At 61.2% G+C, this 21,473-nt stretch carries 14 protein-coding genes and 2 tRNA genes; 5 read left to right on the top strand and 11 right to left on the bottom strand.

The features are described 5' to 3' along the window. Positions 1-3: 3 nt before the first annotated feature. From GA615_RS06705 to GA615_RS06695, 3 genes are all read right to left on the bottom strand, one after another. Complete coding sequence (locus tag GA615_RS06705) at positions 4-855, bottom strand: sugar phosphate isomerase/epimerase family protein (protein WP_152050507.1); 852 nt, start codon at positions 853-855, stop codon at positions 4-6. 110 nt (positions 856-965) lie between these two features. Beyond that, positions 966-2,540, bottom strand: coding sequence for a glycine--tRNA ligase (locus GA615_RS06700; RefSeq protein WP_152050506.1), 1,575 nt, complete (start codon positions 2,538-2,540; stop codon positions 966-968). Positions 2,541-2,687: 147 nt separating this feature from the next. Continuing rightward, complete coding sequence (locus GA615_RS06695) at positions 2,688-3,461, bottom strand: 2-phosphosulfolactate phosphatase (RefSeq protein ID WP_152050505.1); 774 nt, start codon at positions 3,459-3,461, stop codon at positions 2,688-2,690. A 144-nt stretch (positions 3,462-3,605) separates the two neighbouring features. Between GA615_RS06695 and GA615_RS06690 the strand changes: the two genes are divergently transcribed. Beyond that, the gene (locus tag GA615_RS06690; protein ID WP_152050504.1) at positions 3,606-4,379 is read left to right on the top strand and encodes a hypothetical protein; all 774 of its coding nucleotides are present in this window, start codon (positions 3,606-3,608) and stop codon (positions 4,377-4,379) included. Positions 4,380-4,445: 66 nt separating this feature from the next. Here GA615_RS06690 and GA615_RS06685 read toward each other — a convergent pair whose 3' ends face one another. Then, the gene (locus GA615_RS06685) at positions 4,446-5,366 is read right to left on the bottom strand and encodes a hypothetical protein (RefSeq protein WP_152050503.1); all 921 of its coding nucleotides are present in this window, start codon (positions 5,364-5,366) and stop codon (positions 4,446-4,448) included. A gap of 311 nt (positions 5,367-5,677) precedes the next feature. On the opposite strand from GA615_RS06685, the gene GA615_RS06680 reads away from it, so the two are divergent. From GA615_RS06680 to GA615_RS06670, 3 genes are all read left to right on the top strand, one after another. Further along, a tRNA-Sec gene (locus GA615_RS06680) sits at positions 5,678-5,774 on the top strand. A 93-nt stretch (positions 5,775-5,867) separates the two neighbouring features. Continuing rightward, complete coding sequence (locus GA615_RS06675; RefSeq protein WP_152050502.1) at positions 5,868-6,392, top strand: MgtC/SapB family protein; 525 nt, start codon at positions 5,868-5,870, stop codon at positions 6,390-6,392. An 86-nt stretch (positions 6,393-6,478) separates the two neighbouring features. Continuing rightward, complete coding sequence (locus tag GA615_RS06670; RefSeq protein WP_152050501.1) at positions 6,479-7,477, top strand: aldo/keto reductase; 999 nt, start codon at positions 6,479-6,481, stop codon at positions 7,475-7,477. A 105-nt stretch (positions 7,478-7,582) separates the two neighbouring features. Here GA615_RS06670 and GA615_RS06665 read toward each other — a convergent pair whose 3' ends face one another. From GA615_RS06665 to GA615_RS06645, 5 genes are all read right to left on the bottom strand, one after another. Beyond that, positions 7,583-8,824, bottom strand: coding sequence for a lactonase family protein (locus GA615_RS06665; RefSeq protein WP_201750121.1), 1,242 nt, complete (start codon positions 8,822-8,824; stop codon positions 7,583-7,585). Between the two features lie 365 nt (positions 8,825-9,189). Next, positions 9,190-9,897: an ABC transporter ATP-binding protein gene (locus tag GA615_RS06660; protein ID WP_152050499.1), complete on the bottom strand. Its 708-nt coding sequence runs from the start codon at positions 9,895-9,897 to the stop codon at positions 9,190-9,192. 2 nt (positions 9,898-9,899) lie between these two features. Continuing rightward, positions 9,900-11,111: an ABC transporter permease gene (locus GA615_RS06655; RefSeq protein WP_152050498.1), complete on the bottom strand. Its 1,212-nt coding sequence runs from the start codon at positions 11,109-11,111 to the stop codon at positions 9,900-9,902. Beyond that, on the bottom strand, positions 11,108-12,259 hold the full coding sequence (locus tag GA615_RS06650; RefSeq protein ID WP_152050497.1) for an efflux RND transporter periplasmic adaptor subunit: 1,152 nt from the start codon (positions 12,257-12,259) through the stop codon (positions 11,108-11,110). The genes GA615_RS06655 and GA615_RS06650 overlap by 4 nt, the downstream gene beginning before the upstream one ends. A 187-nt stretch (positions 12,260-12,446) precedes the next feature. After that, positions 12,447-15,881: a hybrid sensor histidine kinase/response regulator gene (locus GA615_RS06645; RefSeq protein WP_152050496.1), complete on the bottom strand. Its 3,435-nt coding sequence runs from the start codon at positions 15,879-15,881 to the stop codon at positions 12,447-12,449. A 387-nt stretch (positions 15,882-16,268) separates the two neighbouring features. On the opposite strand from GA615_RS06645, the gene GA615_RS06640 reads away from it, so the two are divergent. Further along, positions 16,269-16,357 (top strand) — tRNA-Ser (locus tag GA615_RS06640). A gap of 216 nt (positions 16,358-16,573) precedes the next feature. Here GA615_RS06640 and GA615_RS06635 read toward each other — a convergent pair. Both GA615_RS06635 and GA615_RS06630 read right to left on the bottom strand, forming a co-directional pair. Beyond that, entirely contained in the window at positions 16,574-18,004 is a 1,431-nt protein-coding gene (locus GA615_RS06635; protein WP_235905157.1) for a DUF1501 domain-containing protein, read from the bottom strand. Between the two features lie 34 nt (positions 18,005-18,038). Next, positions 18,039-21,392 carry a PSD1 and planctomycete cytochrome C domain-containing protein gene (locus GA615_RS06630; protein WP_152050495.1) on the bottom strand — a complete coding sequence of 1,118 codons (3,354 nt, stop codon included), beginning with the start codon at positions 21,390-21,392 and terminating at the stop codon, positions 18,039-18,041. Positions 21,393-21,473: the final 81 nt, after the last annotated feature.

The raw sequence follows: 21,473 nt of genomic DNA, 5'->3' as shown, positions 1-21,473 counted from the left end.
GGTTCAGCCCTCCTCCTCCGTTGCCTCGGATTCGGGAAGCGTCAACCAGTCTCCCAGGGTCCGCTCCATCGCCTGCAACGCAATGCCCACGACCCGATCGGCCGGCATCTCCCAGAACATCGGGTTCAGCACTTCGAGGGACACCGGCCCCTGATACCCGATCCTCCCGAAATGGTCCAGGATCGGACCAAGCGGCAGGTCACCATCTCCCGGAAAGATGCGATCCGAATCACTGGCCAGCTCTCGGGGGACTCCGCTCAGGTCGCTCAGTTGCACCAGGGCCAGGTTCTCGGCCGTCAAGTACCCGAGGTCCTCGAACTTGCTCGGCCCGGTGTAGTAGTGAAACGCATCGAAGCAGACCCCGACATTCGGCGCACCGCTCTGGGCAATCAGGGCGATCGTCGTATCGAGGCTCGCACAGAACCGGGCGGTCTTCTGAAATTCGAGCGCCAGCCTCACGCCTTTGGTCGCGGCCAGTTCGGCCGCCTCATGGATCGAGGCCGCCGATCGAGCCAGATCATCCGGACCGGGGACCGAGACGAAGTCAGGAACCACCACCAGGATCGGCACGTTCAAGTCGGCCAGCAGATCGAGCCTTCGGCGAAAGTGATCCCAGTGCGTGGCGCGCTCGGCCCCTTGAGAGAGCATCAACCCCCCTTGAAACGACGCCGCCACGGGACGAAGTCCTTCCCCTTCCAGCATCGATCGCGCCTCGGCGATCGAGTGCGTCCGGAGGAACTCCTCCAGCTTGGTCATCCAAAGTTCAATCGCTTGCCAGCCAACCCGACTGTACGCCGGGAGATCCGCCTCAAACGGCGTGCCGAGCGTCGTGGCCTGATTGATGCACGGCTCCATGCGAATACCTGTCTCGTCACGAAAGATGGAATTGAGCCTTAAATTGCGTCGTTCAACCGGTCAATGGGACCGAGCGACCACGTCGATCTTGGCCGCTCGATCCAGGAAGATCAGGAACCGATCGCGTTGATGTCGGTCGAGCCGTCGAGCAGGTCTTCCACCAATCGAGATAACCCGTCCGAGGCCACGCGCTTCTGCACCAGGGAATCGCGGTCTCGAATCGTCACGGTGCCATCGGTCAGGGTCTGACCATCCACGGTAATGCAGTAGGGGGTTCCCGCCTCGTCCTGGCGACGATAACGACGACCAATGGCCCCCTTCTCATCATAGAAGACATTTTGCCGACGCTTCAGATCCCGGTAGATCGCTTCGGCCTTCTCCGGCATCCCGTCCTTCTTCACGAGTGGGAAAATCGCCGCCTTGATCGGCGCAAACCTTGGATGGAATTTCAAGACGGTGCGTGATTCTCCGCCCACCTCGTCCTCGGTATACGCCTCGCAGAGGAACGCCAGCGTCCCTCGATCCGCACCGGCCGACGGCTCGATCACGTGCGGCAGGAAGCGTTGCTTGGTTTCTTCGTCGAAGTAGGTCAGGTCTTTTCCGCTGAACTGCTGGTGCTGCTTCAGGTCGTAATCGCTTCGATGTGCGATCCCTTCCAGCTCGCTGACGCCAAACGGGAACTCGTACTCGATGTCGGCGGTTGCCTTCGAGTAAAAGGCCAGTTCGTCTAGGTCGTGATCCCGAAGTCGAAGGCGGTCGCTCCGCAAGCCGTGCTTCACGTACCAGTTGAAGCGTTCGTTCCTCCAGTAAGCATACCACTCCTCCGACTCCTCGGGACGGCAGAAGAACTCGATCTCCATCTGCTCGAATTCCCGGGATCGGAAGGTGAAGTTCCTGGGCGTGATTTCGTTCCGGAAGCTCTTGCCGATCTGGGCGATCCCGAACGGCAGCTTCACCCGGCTGGTGTCTACCACATTTTTGAAGTTGGCGAAGATGCCCTGCGCCGTCTCCGGTCGCAGATAGGCAATGCTCGACGCATCTTCCAGCGCCCCGACGCTCGTCTTGAACATCAGGTTGAACTGCCGAGGGGCGGTCAGCGTGCCCGCCTCGTCGGCCGCGGGTCCCAGGACCCGGTCGCGCTGTTCGGGTGCCAGATGAAGATAAAGGACCGTTGTCGCGGCGGGCGGCTCTCCCAGATTCGCCGGTTTCGTCTTCAAGAGCTTCGCCGCCTTCGGCCGCACCGCGTCCCAGGCGTCGAGCGGCGACGCGCCCACTCCCGAAACACAGACCTCGACCCAATCCGGGAACATCCGGCCGGTTGCTCCTTCGTATGCATGTTGGGCCGAGTGCGGGTCGGGCATCTCGCGGGCCAAACCGAAGACGTAAAGCTGGTCGGCCCGATAGCGTTCCTTCGATTGTCGGCAATCAACCATCGGGTCCACGAACCCGCCGACGTGTCCGGACGCCTCCCAGACCTTCGGGTTCATGATGATCGAGCAGTCAAGCCCGACCATGTCATCCCGTCCCGAAACGCAGTCGCGCCACCAGGCGTCTTTGATGTTCCGCTTCAGTTCGACACCCAGCGGGCCGTAATCCCAGAAGCCGTTGATACCCCCGTAAATCTCGCTCGACGGGAAGATAAACCCGCGACGCTTACAAAGGGAAACGATCTTCTCCATGTCCATCGGGTCGCGTCTCCTGGGGCAGACCTTGGCATGGGCCGCCCCGCTCTCAAAGGGGGTCATTCGGATTCAGGCTTACGGGATCGACTCGTTGATCGAGAGGACGGGAACTCCCGTCGCATTCGGTCTTCTGTGAATCGAGTCACGATTCTAACCGATGCCGCCCTCTCTGGTGACCCCCGCCCTCACAATTCGAAGCGGATCGCGCCGCAATTCCGGAACGATGCCGATCGTATCCACCGCACCGGCCTCGACGATGTCCCGTCCCAGCCCGAGTTCCGACACCCGCAGCCCTCCTCGGCCGGTGCGAAGCACCTCGTCGAGATTCTCGTTGCCAAAGGTCACGCTCAGCCAGGCTCGGCTCGAAATCCTGGCGGAGTCGTTTCCCAACGACAATCCCTCGACCCGATCCAGATGACTGGCAATGGCTCCAGCCAGCAGCGTATCTTCAAAACTGACCAAGCCATCCGTCCCCGAACAGACGATGTGGACCGTTCGAGCCTCATTGCGCAGCTCCTCCCGGATCGCCCTCAGGTTGGCAAACGCTCCGATCAAGACCCGATCGGCCTCCAGGCTCGCCAGAATCGCCCTCGTCCCGTTGGTTGTGGTCATCACAACCGTCTTCCCTCGGCAGACCTCCGGAGTGAAATCTCCCGGCGAGTTGCCGAAGTCGAACCCATCGATCGCCACCCCTTGACGCTCTCCCGCCAGCACGGCCGAACCGCTGGGCAAGGCCCGAGCCACCTCTCTGGCCTCCTCGATCTCCAGGCAAGGGATGATCGCGTCAGATCCCGATGCCAGAGCCCGGACCATCACCGAGGTCGCTCGCAAGACGTCGACCACCACTGCCACCCCCCCCGCCAGCGCCCCTTTGAGAATCAAGCTTGGCAGGAGATGCACCTGGACTGTTGCGTTCGAACCCATCCCTTCCGTTCCCTCTCGTTGGCGTCGTGTTTCATCACTTGACGGCCGGGGGCTGCGATCGGATTCCTCTTCCCGAAGACTCCCGATCGTCGTAAGGTTTTGGCCGCTCCCCGCTCCCCATTCTCCCGACGCGCAGGTGCACGGATGCCCGAGCCCAAGGGACGATCGCTGCCGCTTTCCGGCCCCCGCCGGTTCATCCTGGACATGATGCACTACGCGTCAAAGGTCCCCTCGGTGCCGGTCGGCCGGACAATGAATCTCGGCCCCCTGGCCGACGCCAGGCGTGCCCACCCGCTCCGACCGTCGTGGGCGGTCCTCTTTCTCAAGGGGTTTGGGATCGTCTGCGACGCTCACCCACCTTTGCGACGGGCCTTGCTCAGCGTCCCGCATCTCAGGTTGTACGAACACCCGTTTTCAATCGCCTCGCTGGCCATGGAACGGGAGCACGACAGAGAACCCGTCATCGTCGTCGGTCTCTTTCGAGCCCCCGAACGGCAACCGATCGCCGAGCTTCAAAAAGCGCTCGACGAGTACCGAACCTGGCCGATCGAAAAGGTTGGCTTTTTCCGCCAGATGCTCCGAATCAGTAGCTATCCCGCCCCGATCCGACGCTTCCTCTGGTGGTCGACGCTCCACGTCTCAGGACCGAAGCGCGCAAAGCGGCTCGGCACCTTCGGTCTCTCCAGCTACGGAAGCCTCGGGGCGGAATCGTATCACCCGATCAGCCCCTTGACCACGACCTTGACCTATGGCCCGATCGACCCGAGCGGCCGAGTCACTGTCAAGCTCATCTACGACCACCGCATTCTGGACGGTGCCGAGATCGCCCGACGTCTTGCCGATCTTGAAGCCGCCTTGCTCGGCCCCGTCCGAGACGAGCTACTCGCCGATCAGGCTCCGCAACGCGAGGCGGCCTGATCGCCCCGTTCCGATCGGAATGGGGCAATCAGGCGTGTTCATCCCAGGTCGGTTCGACCTTCGAATTCACATGTCCTGGCCGGGAATGCGCACCTGAAGCTGGCTCATCAGCCGCTTCAGTTGATCTTCCTTCGAGTTGATAAACAGCACGTGGTCGAGGGTCACCACCCGGTCGTTCGTCGAAAAGTTCAGGACCAGGCGGCCGGCTCCCAGACCGAGCAAGAACTCCAGAATATCCGGGATTTCCTTCGAGAACTTCAACTGGATCGTCGGGAATCGTTCGAGGTCGCTCAATGGGCCGTGGTGGTGCAGCACCTCGTTCGGGCGAATCTCCCAGTAGTCGAGATACCGCGTTGCCCAAATGATCGCGTACATCACCCCTTGAATCAGCGCGATCGCAAAGAAGAAGCCCGCATTGGCCGTGAAGTAAAGGTGCCTCGAAAGGGCCGTCAAGGGAGACAGGAAGTCCACGCCCTGCGACGCCAGATAGAGCAACAAGAAGGTCATCGTCAGACCAAACAGGATCACCGCAATAAGCGTGAACCTCGGGAAGTCGAGCGACATCACCATCATGTTGACCGCGAAGACGATCAGGAAGACCGCGCCGAAGATGTTCTGCCAGCTGGAGAACCGGCGAGCCCCCGGAGACACTTCCGCCTCCGCGACCTCGACGTCTCCCGCCACCGCATCGGCATCGGCCACCTCGACGGCCTCAGCCCCTTCAACGGCATCGGCTCCCTCGACAGCATCGGCTGTCTCAACGGGTTCGGCCACCTTGGTCGCCTCCAACTCCTCTGCCACTTCGGGAGCCGCCGTCGGTACCGGATTCGGATCCAAATCACCGACGATGAGCATTCCGGTCCCACAGATCAGCGCAAACACCATCGTGGGCCAGAGGAAAATGACCTTCGGATACGAGAAGATCTTGACGGATTCAATCGCCTGGGAAGGCTGCCTTTGATCTTTTGCGGTCGGGTCCGAGGCCATCGCGTGCAACTCCTGATCGGAAAACAAAAAAGGGCCGTTCCGGTGTCAAGGTGAGGTCGTCGGCGAGTCCCCGGCGTGATTCGCCGGGAGCATCGTAACGGCGGTCAGGCTTTCGGTGAAGCCCCCGCCGGTCGCTCGCAAGCAACGACGGTCGTAATCGTCATTCGTCCCGGATCGCTTGTCATTCAGCGAGCACTTCCTCCGCGCGTTGCTCGGTTCGATGCTCTTCGCCCGCGGTGTCCCTCACAAACCAGGTCGTCTCCCCCTCGCGGCCTCCTCGGCAATGCGGTATGGTAAAGCTCCATCCTTCGGGGAGCGGACGCACGGCTGGTGCCGGCCCTGGTCTTCAAAACCAGATGGGCGGCCTGGAGACAGGTCGTCGGTGGGTTCGATTCCCATACGCTCCCGTTGCCTTTGCTCACCGTCGCTCAGATCAAGCTCCCGTCCACTTGCGCGTTTCCGTGTCGGCGGGTGTGAGCCATTTCTCTCCCCAGGTCGAGTATGAACGACGGGTTCTGGCAACTGCTTCACGAGGCCCTCGGCCCCGACCTCTCTGAGTTTGGCGACGTTCCCGGCCTTGTTCGAGCGATCTTTCGACTTTGCCTTGCCGCCGTTCTCGGTGGCGTGATCGGGATGGAACGCACCGTCCATTCCCGACCGGCGGGGTTGAGAACCTTCATGCTCGTGGCGGTCGGTTCGGCCGCGTTCGTCCTCATCTCCGAACAAATCGGCATTCAGGAGGGGGACCTGAGCCGTGTCATTCAGGGGCTTTTGACCGGTGTTGGCTTTCTCGGCGCGGGGGTCATTTTCCGAACCACAGAGCCGTCGCAGGCCCGAGGATTGACCACTGCGGCCGGAATCTGGCTCACGGCATCGCTTGGCATGGCCGTCGGTCTGGGACGCCCGGCGTCAGCCTTGCTCATCGCCTTGCTGACCTTCGCGATTTTGTCACGCCTGGGACGAAGACTTGAACTCGCAGTCAAGCTCCGCGTTCGCCGACGCCTCCGCGATCAGGCCCAGCTTTGAACGACCTTTCGGCAGGTCGTTTGAGTTCGATTTCTGAACCGAGACAGGTCGTAACCGTCTCGAACTTCGATCGGGGAACAAGATTCATGCACCATCGTCACCTGGGAACAAGCGGCCTGAGCGTTTCGGCGCTCGGTCTGGGATGCTGGGGAATGTCGGGCTCGTATGGTCCGGCAGACGAGGCCGAATCGGAGGCCACCTTGCTCCTGGCCCTCGACCGCGGCATCACCCTGATCGACACGGCCGACTCGTACGGTGAGAACGGTCATAACGAGTCGCTCGTTGGTCAGGTTCTGTCCGCTCGACGCTCCGAGTTCGTCCTCGCGACCAAGACCGGATGGGTCAAACGACCCGGCCCCGACGGCACCGAAACCGTCGGTGTCGATGGCCGCCCCGATCGCATTCGAACCGCCTGCGACGCCAGCCTGGCCCGGCTCAAGACCGACGTGATCGACCTCTACTACCTCCACCGGATCGATCCCGACGTTCCCGTGGAAGAGTCGGTCGGAGCGATGGCCGAACTTATCACTCAGGGGAAGGTCCGCGCGCTCGGTCTTTCCGAGGTTTCCGAGGCCACGCTCCGTCGTGCCCATGCGGTCCACCCCATCGCCGCGCTCCAGTCGGAGTACTCCCTCTGGACCCGAGAACCCGAAGCCGACGTCATGCCGGCCTGCCGCGAGCTTGGTATCGCGTTTGTTCCCTTCAGCCCCCTCGGTCGCGGGTTCCTCACGGGAGCCCTCACCAGTCGCAACGCCATCACCGACGGCGACTGGCGGGCAGCCAACCCTCGCTTTACCGACGAGAACCTCGCCCGCAACCTGGCCTTGCTCCAACCTCTGGAGGAGATCGGCCAGGCGCACGGGGTCAAGCCCGCCCAGATCGCGCTGGCCTGGGTCCTCGCCCAGGGCGATCAGGTCATCCCGATCCCCGGCATGAAGCGCCGAACTCACCTCGACGCGAACCTTCAGGCGGTCGACGTGGTTCTGACGCCCGACGAACTCGATCGCCTCAACGCGTCTTTCCCGCCCGGCGTCGCCGCCGGCAACCGCTATACGCCTGAGGTCGCCTACTGGGCCGGACGATAACCTCCAACGGCATCAGGAACCGCTGCGTCCCGCGGTCCCCGATCCGTTCGACCGATCGGCTCGTGCAACACGCTCCGAGGTGTCGGAGCGTGTGCCCGCGTCCGTTCAAGACTCCGCCTTCACCGTCGCCAGGTCGAGGAAGACGACGCACGAGGGGTTGCCCACCGGCGTGTAATGCCCCGTAAACTCCAGACCACCACCGTCCCGATCTACGCGGAACACCGTCACGTGGTCGGCCCTTTGGTTACAACAGAACAGGAACGAGCCGGTCGGATCGAACGTGAAGCTCCGAGGATAGTTCCCCCGCGTCCATTCGTTCCCGACCATCGTCAACGTGCCATCAGGGCCAATTTTGAAAATGCCGATGCTGTCATGCAGCCGGTTCCCCCCATACACAAACCTGCCATCCTGCGACACCAGAATCTCGGAACAGAAATTACTTCCCGCAAACCCCGGTGGCAGGCTGGAAATCGTCTGTCTCGGGCTCAAGCTCCCCGTTTCGGAATCGTAGTCGAACAGGACGATCGTCGACCCCTCTTCCTGGATCGAGTAAAACCAACGCCCATTGGGATGGAAGTGGAAATGGCGGGGACCGTCCCCCGGAGGGAGCGAAACCTCGCTCGACTCGCTCGGGTTCAAGACGCCCGATTGATCATCGAACTCCCAGATGAAGATCTGATCCAAGCCCAGATCCACGTGCAGGACAAATCGTCCCGAAGGATCTGACTCGATCATATGCGCGTGGGTTCGATCATGACCACTGATGGCGAAGCTGCCCGGAGGAGCATGGGTGGCCCTCGTCGGCCCGATCTCGCCTTCATCCACCTTGATGTCCGTGGCCACCCCGAGCCGACCATCAGGCAGGATCGGCAGCACGGCCACCGACCCGCCGAAATAGTTCGCAACCAGCAGAAACCGACCCGAGGGGTGAAGACTCACATAGGTCGGCCCCGCACCACCGGACGGCACTGTATTGAGCAGGGTCAACTGGCCGTTCGTCGGATTGATGGCAAAGGCGCTGACGGTCCCCTGGTTTTCCTCGTCGATCCGATCCGTCTCGTTCGCGGAGTACAACCGCGTTCCATCGGCATTGACGGCCAGGTGGCTCGGGCTTGTTCCCATCTCGAACAGACCGGCAGGTTCCATCGCTCCCGTCTGACGATTCACGCGAAAGAGGTGAATCCCTCGTCCGTTGCCAGGAGGCAAGTCCACTTGCGTCGGCAAGACATCTCGGAGCGGCGAACTGAACGTACCGACGTACGCCAGCAGTTCTCCTCCCTCATCATTTGCGATCGCCTCCGACGATCGGGCGAGCAACGTGGTGCTTCCCACCGCTGCGCAAGACATTCGGAGGAACGATCGCCGGGAGCTGTCGTGTGACATCATGGTGCGTTCATGCTTTCTCAAAAGTCAGAGACGCGACGCCCTTGATGAGCGGCCTGGCCATCGTGGGCTCAGGCGCTCGCCACGCCGCCTGCAGGGCACCCCCGATCACACGGCGAGAGCCTCTCGACCGCTGGAACACCGGCGTTCCCCGCAGCTGCAATTCATCGGAGCGTAACGCCCTGTCTGGAGCGTGTCCAGACAGCGCGTCGTCCTCGATGCCTCCTCGGAGCCGTTGTGCCTCACTCGACAAACCTGCTCCTTCCGCGGACCCTCGCCCGTCCACAATTCCGCCGCCTCGCCCGACGCTTGATCGCTCCTCCTGTAGATCACCCATGACCGGCCTGCGTTGCCGTCCGGATGACCCCGTCTTCCATTTCGTAGGTCGTCTCAAAAAGATCCAGCGAACGATGGTCGTGAGTCACCACAATGACTCCGGTTCCATGCTCCTGGGCCACCTGGGTGAACAGTTCCATGACCTGTCGGCCTCGGTGACTGTCGAGGGCGGCGGTTGGTTCATCGGCCAGAAGAATGCTTGGCCCGTTGGCCAGCGCTCGAGCCACGGCCACCCGTTGTTGCTGCCCGCCAGAGAGCATCGACGGCAAATTGGTTGCACGATCCCCCACCCCCAGCTCGTCGAGCAGCGTCATTGCTCGCGATCGTGCCCGCCTGGGACTCCAATCGTTCAGTTCCAAGGCAATCTGCACGTTCTCTCGCGCGGTCAGAAACGGAATCAGGTTCGACTTCTGGAAGACGAAGCCGATGTGCGTGCGACGAAACACTCGAAGATCCGTCTGTGCCCGAGGGCCTTCCAGAACGAGCTGGCCACCAATCAAGACCCGTCCGGAGGTCGGTGGATTGATCAACCCCACGGCCGTCAGAAACGTTGACTTGCCCGATCCGCTCGGACCCAGCAGCGCGACCACCTCGCCGCGCCGGACGGTCATCGACACATCCTTCATGGCGACGACCTCCGTATTGCCGCTGCCGTAGACTTTCCGCAACTCCTGCGTCTCGATGGCGGGGGAATCGTGCATCGTCAGCTCAGCGCCTCGTTGGGAGAAACTCGCAATGCCTTCCCGATGCCCAGCACACTCGACACCACGGAGATGACCACGACAATCAGAGCGAGCTGAAGCAAATCCTGCTGCGTCAAAATGACGCGCCGGGGGAATGCCGGAAACACCCACCGCCCCAGCAAATACGCAAGTCCAAACCCGAGTAACCCCAGCGCAAGCGCCTGTTGCAGAATCAACGCCAGGATGACCCGGTTCGGCGCACCGATGAGCTTCAGCAACGCGATGGAGTGCAACTTATCAAGCGTTAATGTGTAAAGAATCAAGGCCATGATTACGCCTGCGATCAAGGTCAGCAAGACGCGGAACAGGCCGATCTGTCTCCGGACCTTCTCAACCGATCCCTTCAACAACAGTTCTCGCTGCGATTGTTTGCTATGGACCGAGACATCGGCCCATCCGGAAACGAGCGAAGCCACCTCCTCGGCCCTCGATCCAGGAGCCACTCGAATCATCACCGCGCTGAGGGCAGGGGGGGCAATCGCCGCCAGCTCGGCAGCGGGTTTCGAAGCCTGTTCGATCAGCGATGGCTGGAGCGTCCCGAGCTCTGCTCGCTCTCCTCTGGCCTGACGAGACGCACGCTCCAGACGGGTCGCCTCGCCGGTCGTTTCGAACTGAATTGCCTGGGCATCGGCAACCGTGACGAACGCGATTCCGTCGCCACTTGAGCTGAGCATTCCCTTGGTCAGCCCAACCACCGTGTAGCGTTCCTTCCCCAAGGTGATGCGCTGTCCGAGCCGCAACCCGAGGCTCACATCGGCGATCATTTCATAGTGATTCTGTGCCAGTGTTCTCCCGGCGATCAGCGGCACCCACTCTCCCCGGTCGGTCGGCCAACTCAGACCAAGGACCGCCAGGCGAAGGGGCTTGCCTTCATGCTCCCGCTGAATTGTGTGATAAACGAACTCACGGGCCTCCTCGACACCCGGCACCGCCTCGGCTCGGTAGATCAGGTTGGCGGGCACCCGAGAGATCTCGGCAAACGGCCCCCGGGTCCCTCGCTGAACGATCCAGAGATCGGTGTCGATCCGTTCGACCAGCAAGACCGCGTCCTCAACGATCCCCCGATAAATGCCTCCCATTCCCATGACGACCATCAAAAGCATGCCGATGCCCAGGGTCGTCAGTGTAAATCTCCCGAAGTTATGCCGGATGTCTTTCGAGGCAAGGTTCATGGCACCGTGATTCTCCGGCCATCTGTCAAGGTCGTGTTGGGGGCCACCGGAACCAGGATCGTTTGCGTCGCGGCAAGACCTTCGACCACTTCGATGACGTCTTGCTCACGCAACCCGATCTCGATGGGATGCCAGATGCTTCGGCCGTCCTCCTCCACAAAGACGCCGGGCGTGTCCGCGCTCCAGACGACGAAACGTGCGGGAATTCGCAGAGACGAGTCCTTCCGATCCGTCTCGATGTAAACCTCTGCTCGCTGCCCGACGGCCCAGTTCTCCGGCAATTCGAGCGCATGGACATCGACCACGAACTCCCGGGTCTCCCGGTCCGCTTCGCGTCCCAGGCGAGCCACCCGCCCCGGCGCCGACCTCTCCGGCTCTGATCGGAACACCACCCGAGCCGGCTGTCCCGGACGCAACCGGGCCATGGCCGTTTCATCAACCCAGGCACTGATCCAAAGCTCGCTCGTGTCGATGAGCGACAGTACCGGACTCCCCGGCACGACAACGTCTCCCGGATCACGCTGCCGATCGACCACCAGGCCGTCGAAGGGTGCCTTCACGGTGGCATCGTCGAGCAGCGTCAGTTGATAATTGAGGGTCTCCTCCGCGGCGATTAGTTCCTTCTGGGCCTCGACGATCGCCGACTCCGCGCTCGAGAGTCCGGCCTCCGCAATCTGAAGGCTCTCGGTCGCCTTCTCAACCTCCTCCGACGCGGCCACACTGCGAGCATACAGGTCCTGGACCCGGGTGAAATGCCGTTTGGCCTGCGCCAACACACTTGCTGCTCGCCCCTTGTCGGCCCTGAGCCGTTCGACTTTCGCCTCGGCCGCTTCAAGGTTTGCACGGGCAATGGCAACTTGCTGCCGGAGTTCCTCATCATCCAGCGTCACCAGCGTTTCACCCGCCGAAACGCGATCACCCTGGTCCACCGGAATCGTCTGAATCCGCCCCGAGGTTTTTGGACTAATCGTCGCACGGACCCGAGACTCCAGCGTGCCGGTCCCCATCACCTCCGCGACGATCGGGCCGCGCTCAACCGAAGCCGTGATCACCGTAACCGGCGAAAACTGCACCCAGTAGACGACCGTCACAAGTCCTGACAGAACCAGGACGAGCCACGCTCCCTGTTTGATACTGCGTCTGATCATCGTCCACCACAACTTCCTTAGTCACGCAGACTTGGGATGCGCAGGCCACCGAGATTTCCCTGACCAACGTCCACCCGCGCTTCCCGACTCATCCACCGAACGATTGTTCCCCAGGGTGTTCAGCTCAAGACGCTTCGTCGTCGATGAGGCTGCGCGCGTATCAGGCAATCCGAGCGGTTGACGATCCTCACGCGGGGATTGGTTTCGGATTCAATGTGCGAAGGAAATCGAGCAATTCATCCGGATCAACTGGTTTCACAAGGTGCGTGTCGAATCCTGCTTCGCGTGATCGCAACCGGTCCGACGCCTGGCCCCAACCCGTCAGCGCAATCAACGTCCGAGAGGCTCCACCCGGCTGCTTCCGAATCTGACGAGCCACCTCGTAGCCATCCATGTCCGGCAATCCGATATCGAGGACGACCACTTCGGGTTGGAACGGCTCGATCACCGAAAGCGCGGACCTTCCATCGTGGACGACCTGCACCTCCAATCCTGAAAGGGCCAGCAACTTTCCAAGCGTCTGTGCTGAATCCAGATGATCATCCACAAGAAGCAACCGAGTGATGGCGAAGGTCGCCGGCTCCTCGGTTCGCTCGGTGGGTGTTGTCCTGGCACCGGGGCGGGCAAGGGGAAGATGAACGATGAACTCGCTCCCCGCTCCTGGACCGTCGCTCCGAGCCTCGACCGTCCCGCCGTGCAATTGCACCAGGCCCCGCACCAGAGCCAGTCCAATCCCCAGACCACCCTGCGAGCGGTGCAGGGCCGGCTCAACCTGGGAGAAAATCTCGAAGATCCGGCTCAGGTGCTCCGCATCGATCCCGATCCCTGTATCACGGACCGACACATCGACCTGTCCCTCATGCTGATGGACGGAGAGCGTAATCCGTCCCGCCTCATCCGAGTACTTCGCGGCGTTGTTCAGCAGGTTCGAAAAGATCTGCGACAGCCGAGTCGGGTCGGCGTCGAGCATGATCGACTCGGACGGCAGGTCCACAACCAACTCGTGCCCCCCGGCTTCAATCAACGGTCGGCTCGTTTCGACGGCCATCTGAACGATCGAGGCCAGATCGATCGTCTCGCAACGCAGTTCCAGCTTGTTGCTTGTAATCCGGGAGACATCGAGCAGATCATCGAGCAAGCGGGCCATGTTTCCGATCTGACGGTCAATGACATCGCGGTATGCTTGCAACTCCGGATCGGGAGGTCCCTGCTTTCTGAGCAAGGCAACCGCGTGGCGGATCGGGGCGAGGGGGTTCCGAAGCTCGTGAGCCAGGGTCGCCAGAAATTCATCTTTACGACGGTCGGCATCCTGAAGCGCCTCGGCCAACCGCTTCGGCTCGTCAATGTCCGTGATACTGCCGTACCAACGAACCACCCGTCCCGCGTCGTCCCTGACAGGAACACCCCGAACCAGGTGCCATCGGTCGATACCATTCTTGTCCCGCAAGCGGTATTCGGTCCGATAGGGCGTCCCCTCTCGAATGGCTTCTTCCCACCGACTCAACATTCCCGGCCGATCGTCTCGGTGAACGCATTCGACCCATTGATCACCCATTCCCTTCTCGGTCGGCATCCCCGTGTACTCTGACCAGTGGCGGCTCAGGTAACGAATCTGCCCCGCCTGGTCGGCCACCCAGACAATCTGAGGCATGGCCTCGGCCAGTTGCCGAAATCGAGCTTCACTCTCACGCAACTGCTCTTCCCGAAGATGGCGTTCGGTGATGTCCGTCACGTGAGCGACGAACCCACGGACCAACCCTCCCTCCCCCAGGTCAGGGGTATACGTCGCGCTGATCCAGCGGGTTCCGCCGTCCCGATACGGAACCTCCGACTCGTAGCTCACCACATTCCCCGCCAGTGCCATTTCGACATGCGGCCGCAGCGTCTTCCAGGCAGACTCTCCCAGCACCTCGCTCATATGTTTGCCAACAACAGTTTCGCGCCGAAGTGCAAACCATGTCTCATACGAGCGGTTGTTCATGACATAGCACGCATTTGCATCGATGTACGACATCAAGGCAGGAACTGCGTCGGCAACCAGTTGAACCCGCTCCCGCTCCGATCGCAAACGCTCCTCGATCCGGCACCGCTCGGTCACGTCGAGCACGAGCGAAAGCACGGCCACCATCCGTCCCGACTCGTCATGCAGAACCGAGTTGTACCACTCACACGAGAGTTCCTCGCCCGACCGGCTCCTGTTCCGGTTCTGAGCAACGACAAACCTGTTGGACGGGTCGAGCAACTGCCCCAGGATCGACTCAACCCGCTCTCCGTCCTCGAATAACAACGGAAATTCGTCGATTCGCTTGCCGATAACTTCTGCCGCACTCCATCCAAAGAGCTTTTCCGCCTGACCCGACCATCGCGTCACGACGAACTGAGCGTCCCACTCGATCACCCCCAGCGGCGTGTTGTCCACCAGCGTTGTGAGCCGTGTGAGGAGGCCCGAACGCTCTCGGTCTGCCTGCTTCCGTGCCGTGATGTCCATCACGAGCCCGAGCATTCGGACCGGGTGATTGTCCGCGTCCGATTCGACCTTACCCTTGCCAAGGAGCCAGACGACCGAACCATCGGGGCGACACACCCGAAACTCGATCTCATCCCCTGATCGCTCGCTCAAGGCCCGAGACACAGCGTTTTCAACACGATCCCGGTCCTCAGGGTGAATGAGTTGCCGGAATCCCTCCACCGAGGCGTTGAAGGTGCCCCGAGACACCCCGAGGACCTCCACCAGATTGTCAGACCAATCAATTCGGTCATTCTGAATCTCCCAGTACCAGGTCCCCATGCGAGCCGCCTGAAGCGCCAGCCGGAGCCGCTCCTCGCTACCTCGCAACCGCTCCTCGGTTCGTTTCCGATCGTCGATGTCGGTGGCCGTGCCGAATCGTTGCAGCAGACGACCCGAGTCGTCTCGCACCGGCACGGAACGAATCAGGTGCCATCGATATGTGGCATCGTTCCGGCGCAGCCGAACCTCGGCCTCCAACAGGTCTCCCTTCCCGAACGCCTGGTCTCTCAACGACCGAATCCGAGGCTGGTCCTCTGGGTGAACCGCCGAGAGCCATCCCTCCCGGGATAACGCGTCTTCGGTTGCCATGCCCGTGTATTCATACCAACGTCCGTTGAACGACTCGACCACCCCATCAGGTCCCGCGGCCCAGAGGATCTGAGGCATCGTATCGGCCAGTCGTCGGAATCGCTGCTCGCTCAGCCGCGCGTCCTGATCAAAACCCTGCCGATCGCCCCGCTCCCCACCCAGCTCGATCCGCGAGGGCGAACGATGCCGAGAAGCGTTCCGCTTCCGATGGCCGAAGCCGACCAGTAAGCCTCCAACCACCGCGTAACTTGCCAACGCGATCCAGTCGGCAGCCCGACTCATTCCCGGTGACTGAATCGGCTGGAAATAGACGCCGAGCCCGATCAACCCTCCCAGAAGGAAGGTCAGAAGCGCGGGACCAACCCCTCTGAACCACGACACCACGGCCACCGCCAGCAAAAAGGTCCCAAACGCATCATGCGGCCCAGCGAATGATTCCATCGCCAGGCGCACAATCGAAGCTACCAGGACAGCCACGATGGCGATCCCATAGCCCCAGGCTTGCGAACGTGGCTGACGGAACATGGAAACGCTCTCTCAACCGCAGACCAGCCAACTCACAACGACCGACCATGACGTCGGCTCGTCATCAAGAACGTGGTCACTTTCAGGATACACGGACTTGATCGAAAAGCGAGGCAGGGTTCCCCGACCCACTCACCCCCCCCGTCGTTGATTCCGGAAAACCTTCGGTTTCAAAACCAGGAAGCGTTCCTCATCGAACACGCTCCGGACCCCAGCACGTCATCGCTTTGATTCCTCTCCCCTTGCTCCCGATCGCCTCCGTGTCGTAAAATCAGCCGATCTTGGAGTTCAACCGCCTCAATGCACTCGATTTTTGTCGAATCGCTGGCAGAATCTCTTTACAAATCCATCCATCACAAGTAACCTAGTCCAAACCAGTTAGAACACGGAGAGGTGACCGAGTGGCCGAAGGTGCGGCACTGGAAATGCCGTGTACGGGTCAAACCGTACCGTGGGTTCGAATCCCACCCTCTCCGCTTCTGATCGACTTCTGCCCCACGAACTCCTCATCCGGCGAGTTCGTGGGGCGTTTTCATGTCATCAGATGATTGATTCCAACTTGGCAGGAGACGTGTGCCAGGATGCACGATTGGCGAGGACCGGTGCGCTGATGCTCCTCACTTCGCATCCACTGCCTCCAATTCAACCCGACAGGCGAACCGCCTGACACCGCCTGTCCCGAACCACTCCGTTCAGGCAACGATCTCCTGAAGTACTCTGCCGTGAACGTCCGTCAGACGGAAATCTCGACCGGCGTACCGATACGTTAATCGCTCGTGATCGAACCCGAGCAGATGCAGCATCGTGGCGTGCAGGTCATGCACGCTCACCGGATCGCGCTCGGCGCGAAACCCAAACTCGTCGGTCGAACCAAAGGTTGTTCCTCCTTTGATCCCTCCACCCGCCATCCAGACACTGAACCCGTAGTGGTTGTGGTCCCGCCCTTGCATCGATTTCCCATCCGCGGTCAGTTCCACGGTGGGGGTCCGGCCGAACTCTCCTCCCCACAGCACCAGGGTCTCGTCCAGAAGACCCCGCGCTTTCAGATCGGTCAGCAACGCTGCGATTGGTCGATCGATTTCGGCCGCGAGACGGCGGTGATTGGCCTCAATCTGATCATGGTTATCCCACGGTTGTCCCGCTCCGTGCCAGAGCTGCACATAGCGCACACCTCGCTCAATCAATCGACGAGCGATCAGTGTTTGCCGGCCGTGTACTCCGTCTCCGTACAAGGCCCGAATGTTCGTCGGCTCGCTGGAAAGGTCAAACGCCTCGGCTGCCTCCATCTGCATGCGGAACGCCAGCTCGAACGACTGGATCCGAGCATCGAGCCGACTGTCACTGAACGTCTGCTGATGTTCTTCGTTCAGCACTCCCAGCAAGTCCAGTTGCCGGCGCTGGGCCTCAGTCGCAACGTGCGGGTGTTCAATGTTTTCAATCAATCGATCAATGGTCTGGTGCTTCGAGTCGATGTAGGTCCCCTGGTACCCGCCCGGTAAGAATCCGGCCTGCCAGTTTTCGACCCCCTTGATCGGGTACCCTCCCGGGCAAAGCGCGAGGAATCCCGGCAGGTTTTGGTTTTCCGTCCCCAGACCATAAAGCACCCATGACCCGACACTCGGCCGGGATTGGACCGAATCGCCGCAATTCATCAACATCAGCGACGGCTCATGGTTCGGCACCTGAGCATACATCGATCGAATTACGGCAATGTCGTCGATATGCTTCGCCGTCTCGGCGAACAGCTCGCTCACCTCGATCCCGCTCTCTCCGTATCGGCGAAACCGAAATGGCGAGGGGAACGCCGCGCCCGTCTTCCGCTCCGTCAGCAAGGTTTCGGGAAGCGTTTTCCCCGCATACGTTGCCAGGCTCGGTTTCGGATCAAAGGTATCCACATGCGAAGGTCCTCCATTGAGGAAGAAGTGGATGACCCGCTTCGCCTTGCCCGGGTAATGTGGCACCCTGGGGGCCAGACTTCCCGCCTCCGCGTCGTTCGGAGCCGCGAACAGGGAGCCGGAATCCGCCAGCACCCCCAAGGCGCCGAGTGCTCCCAGTCCCAGCCCCGATCGAGAAAGAAACTCGCGTCGCCCCATCGAGGGTCGTTCATGCTCCGGACGATTCATCGGACTCGCTCCCGGTCTTCGCGGTTGAACTTGCTCAATCCACAAACGTAAATTCATTCGCCATCAACAACACCTGAGCCAGTTGTTCCCAGGGACCGAGTCGTTCGATCCCGTTCCCCGAAAAGTCAACCTTCGCGTCCCAAGTCAACGCGTCCTGAGAATTCACGTCGGTCAGCACGGGAGCCCAGAGAAACTGATTGCTGTTGAGGGTCTCCCGCAAATCCACCACGAAGTCAATCGTGTCACCGGCCTTTACCGGCAGCGCCTCCACGTTGAGGTGCGCCTGGTCATCATGCACCTCGGCCTTGGCAATCAGACCAGCATGGCTTGCACTCACGAACCCTCGAATTCCGTCGCCTCGGGCGACCTCATGAATCAAGGTCGATTGAATCCGAATCGTGGTCTCCTTCGGTGCCACCCAGCGCCGGACGACGGCGTGCGATCGGTCGTTTCCCGGATGCCCCCCTTCGGCCGTCAACTGAAGCCATCCCAGGCTCCCGTCCGGCCACGACGATCCTCCTTGCCACGCGGTTCCGGAGAAAAACGGTAGCGGCTGGAAATCCACCACCCGGCCCGAATCCTCGTCCAGACGACCATACCCGTACTGCCAGTCCCGGGAGGTTTGCGAACCTCGATCGGCCGGCTCCTCCTTCGCCGCTCGCACCAGCGCCAGCGACGCTTCAATCTGCGCCGTGGTCGGCTCACGCTGATAGACCCGGTGGTAAAGTCGGCGAACCCGCTCCGCTCCCTCATCCACCCCGAGCACCTCAGGCCGACTCGCCAGTTCCCTGGCACGTTCCAGCAGAAAGGGATGGTTCAGGAAGAACAGTGCCTGCTGGGGGACCGTCGTCTCCGATCGTTGTGGAATGAGCAAATCTGGATTTGCAAAATCAAAAACACGAAGAATACTCGGCAGGTTTTCTCGATCCACTTTCCCGTAAACGGTTCTTCGGGTCGAGAACGGAGCCGAAAACATGGGTTCCGCGGCGCCTCCGAGCCGTTCCTCGAGCGATCCCGACACACTCAGCAAGCCATCGCGCAACTCCTCGAAGGTTAGGCGATGTACCGGCATCCTCCAGAGCAGCCGGTTCTCCGGATCAACCTGCTCGGCCCGAGCCACGATCGCCGGATCGCTCGGTCCTCGAGCCGATTGCCGATACGTTGCCGATCGTACGATCTGCCGATGGAGGTCCTTCACACTCCAGCCCTCGGCCATGAACCGCGACGCGAGCCAGTCCAGCAACTCGGGATGACTCGGCGGCTCTGCCCGAGTGCCAAAGTCTCCCGGAGATCGCACGAGCCCCTCTCCGAAATAGCCCATCCAGACCCGGTTGACCGCGACCCGAGCCGTCAGAGGGTTCGTTGGATCGACAATTGCTTGCGCCAGTTCCAGGCGTCCGCTCCCGTCCTGGAACGGTTCGGCGTCGGTCCCTGCAATCGCCTGCAAAAACCGTCGCGGCACCACCTCTCCCGGGCTTGCCGAGTTCCCTCTCCGAAACACCCTCGGCTCAATGGTGGCTTCCCGATCGACCAGGATCGTGGCGTAAGGCGGGGCCTCTGCCGATTGAATCAGCCACCGATCGACCTCCCCCTGCAACTTCCAGAGCTCCGAGGTCGTTTGCGTCGGGAAGAAAAATTCAATATTCACCAGGGCTTCATCGGGAACCTCGCAGGGAGAGTCCGGACCAAATAGGACCCGACGAATGGCCTCCGCATTCGGGTCCTCCAGCCCCTCCGGTCGCGCCGAGCCGAGGGCTTCTGCCTCTGCCAGTTGTTCCTTCCAGGCCGTCATCACCTCCTCGAACAGTGCCCCGTAGTGTGCTGCCACGTCCTCCCGATCCGTCGGTGGGTCCTGAAAGGCGATCGCCACCAACGGATTGACCTCATCGGCCCACTCCCCGGCGAGGGCCTTGCTGATTTCTTCCGCCCGATCGCTGAACTCCGTTTCGGGCAACCGGGTGAATTCGTGCCAGGCTCGAAAGATGGGATCTCCCGTTCTCTCTGCCCGATCCAGTGTTTCCTGCCATCGATGGACCGACGCAGGAATCAGATCATTGGGTGTGAGAATCTGGCTGAAAGCTTCATCCGGATACTTTCCAGGAGAGAACTGGGCGAGCAGATATTCCGTCAGCCGTTCCCGAACACGATCGGCCGCTGCTGCCCGCTCGCTGGCCAGCCGCTCTTGAAGCGCGGCTCGTCGGGCTTGCAATTCCTGCTCGAAGGATGCGCTCGCACCCCCGCGTTCCGTCGCCTCGAACGCCGGGACCAATAGCTCTGCCGAGTTCCGGAAAACCCCATAAAGACCGTAGTAATCGGCGGTCGGAATCGGATCATATTTATGATCATGACATCGAGCACACGCGACGGTCATTCCAAGCATCCCGCGCGTGACCACGTCGATCCGATCGTCGATGATGTCGTGTTTGACACCGAGAAATCGCCTGCCCAGGGTCAAAAATCCCATCGCCGCCAGATCACTCGGGTCGTCCGCCACCTGATCGGCGGCCACCTGCAGCAACAGAAACCGATCGTAGGGCAAATCCTCATTCAGCGCTCGAATCACCCAATCCCGATACGAGCGGGCATGAACCCACGACGACTCTTCTCGGGCATACACATACCCTTTGGTGTCGGAATACCGGGCAACATCCAGCCACTTCCTGGCCCAGTGCTCGCCGAATCGCGGCGAGTCGAGCAAACGATCGACGAGGCGATCATAAGCGTCGGGTGAATCGTCCCGAACAAACGCATCGACCTCAGCCGGTGTCGGTGGAAGGCCCGTCAAATGGACCGAGAGACGCCGAATCAACGTTCGCCGATCCGCTTCGGGGGCGAGTGCCAGCCCTTCCGCATCGAGCCGATCGAGGATGAATTGATCGATTGGCGTCCGCGCTCGCTCCGGATTCCGAATCGTGGGAGGAGTGACCGATCGAACCGGTTGAAACGCCCAGTGCGCCGCCACCGCCGTTTCAATCGAGTCGACCGACTCCGCAGGAGACGGCCCCGGCTCCGAATCGTCCGGCCAGGGAATCCCCAATTCGATCCACCGAGTGAGCGCTTCGATCTCGCCGTCAGAGAGCTTCCCCTTCGGAGGCATCCTCGGCTCCGAATCATACCCCACGACCTCGATCAGAAAACTTGCGTCGGGTTGTCCCGGCTCAGCGGCAGGTCCCGAGTGCCCCCCTTCGAGAATCGCTTGCCGACTCGTAAATGCCAGGCCTCCCTTGGGCTTTTCGTCTCCATGACACGAAAGGCACTGCTCAACCAGGAGCGGGCGGATTTCTGACTCGAAAAAATCGTTCGCTGCCTGATCGTCCGTAACGCCGTACGCCTGCTGACATCCAAGAATGACCAGGCAGACGTACGGAATGCAACTTCGAAAATGCATCGTGAGTTCTTCCGATCAACAACACGGTGGCCAGGAAACGCCGACGCCGTCCAGAACCCATCAATATGGATTCTACCAGAA

The organism is Tautonia marina (assembly GCF_009177065.1).
GTDB lineage: Bacteria > Planctomycetota > Planctomycetia > Isosphaerales > Isosphaeraceae > Tautonia > Tautonia marina.
The sequence above is the reverse complement of the archived record's forward strand: the minus strand, read 5'-3'. Positions and strand labels throughout refer to the sequence as shown.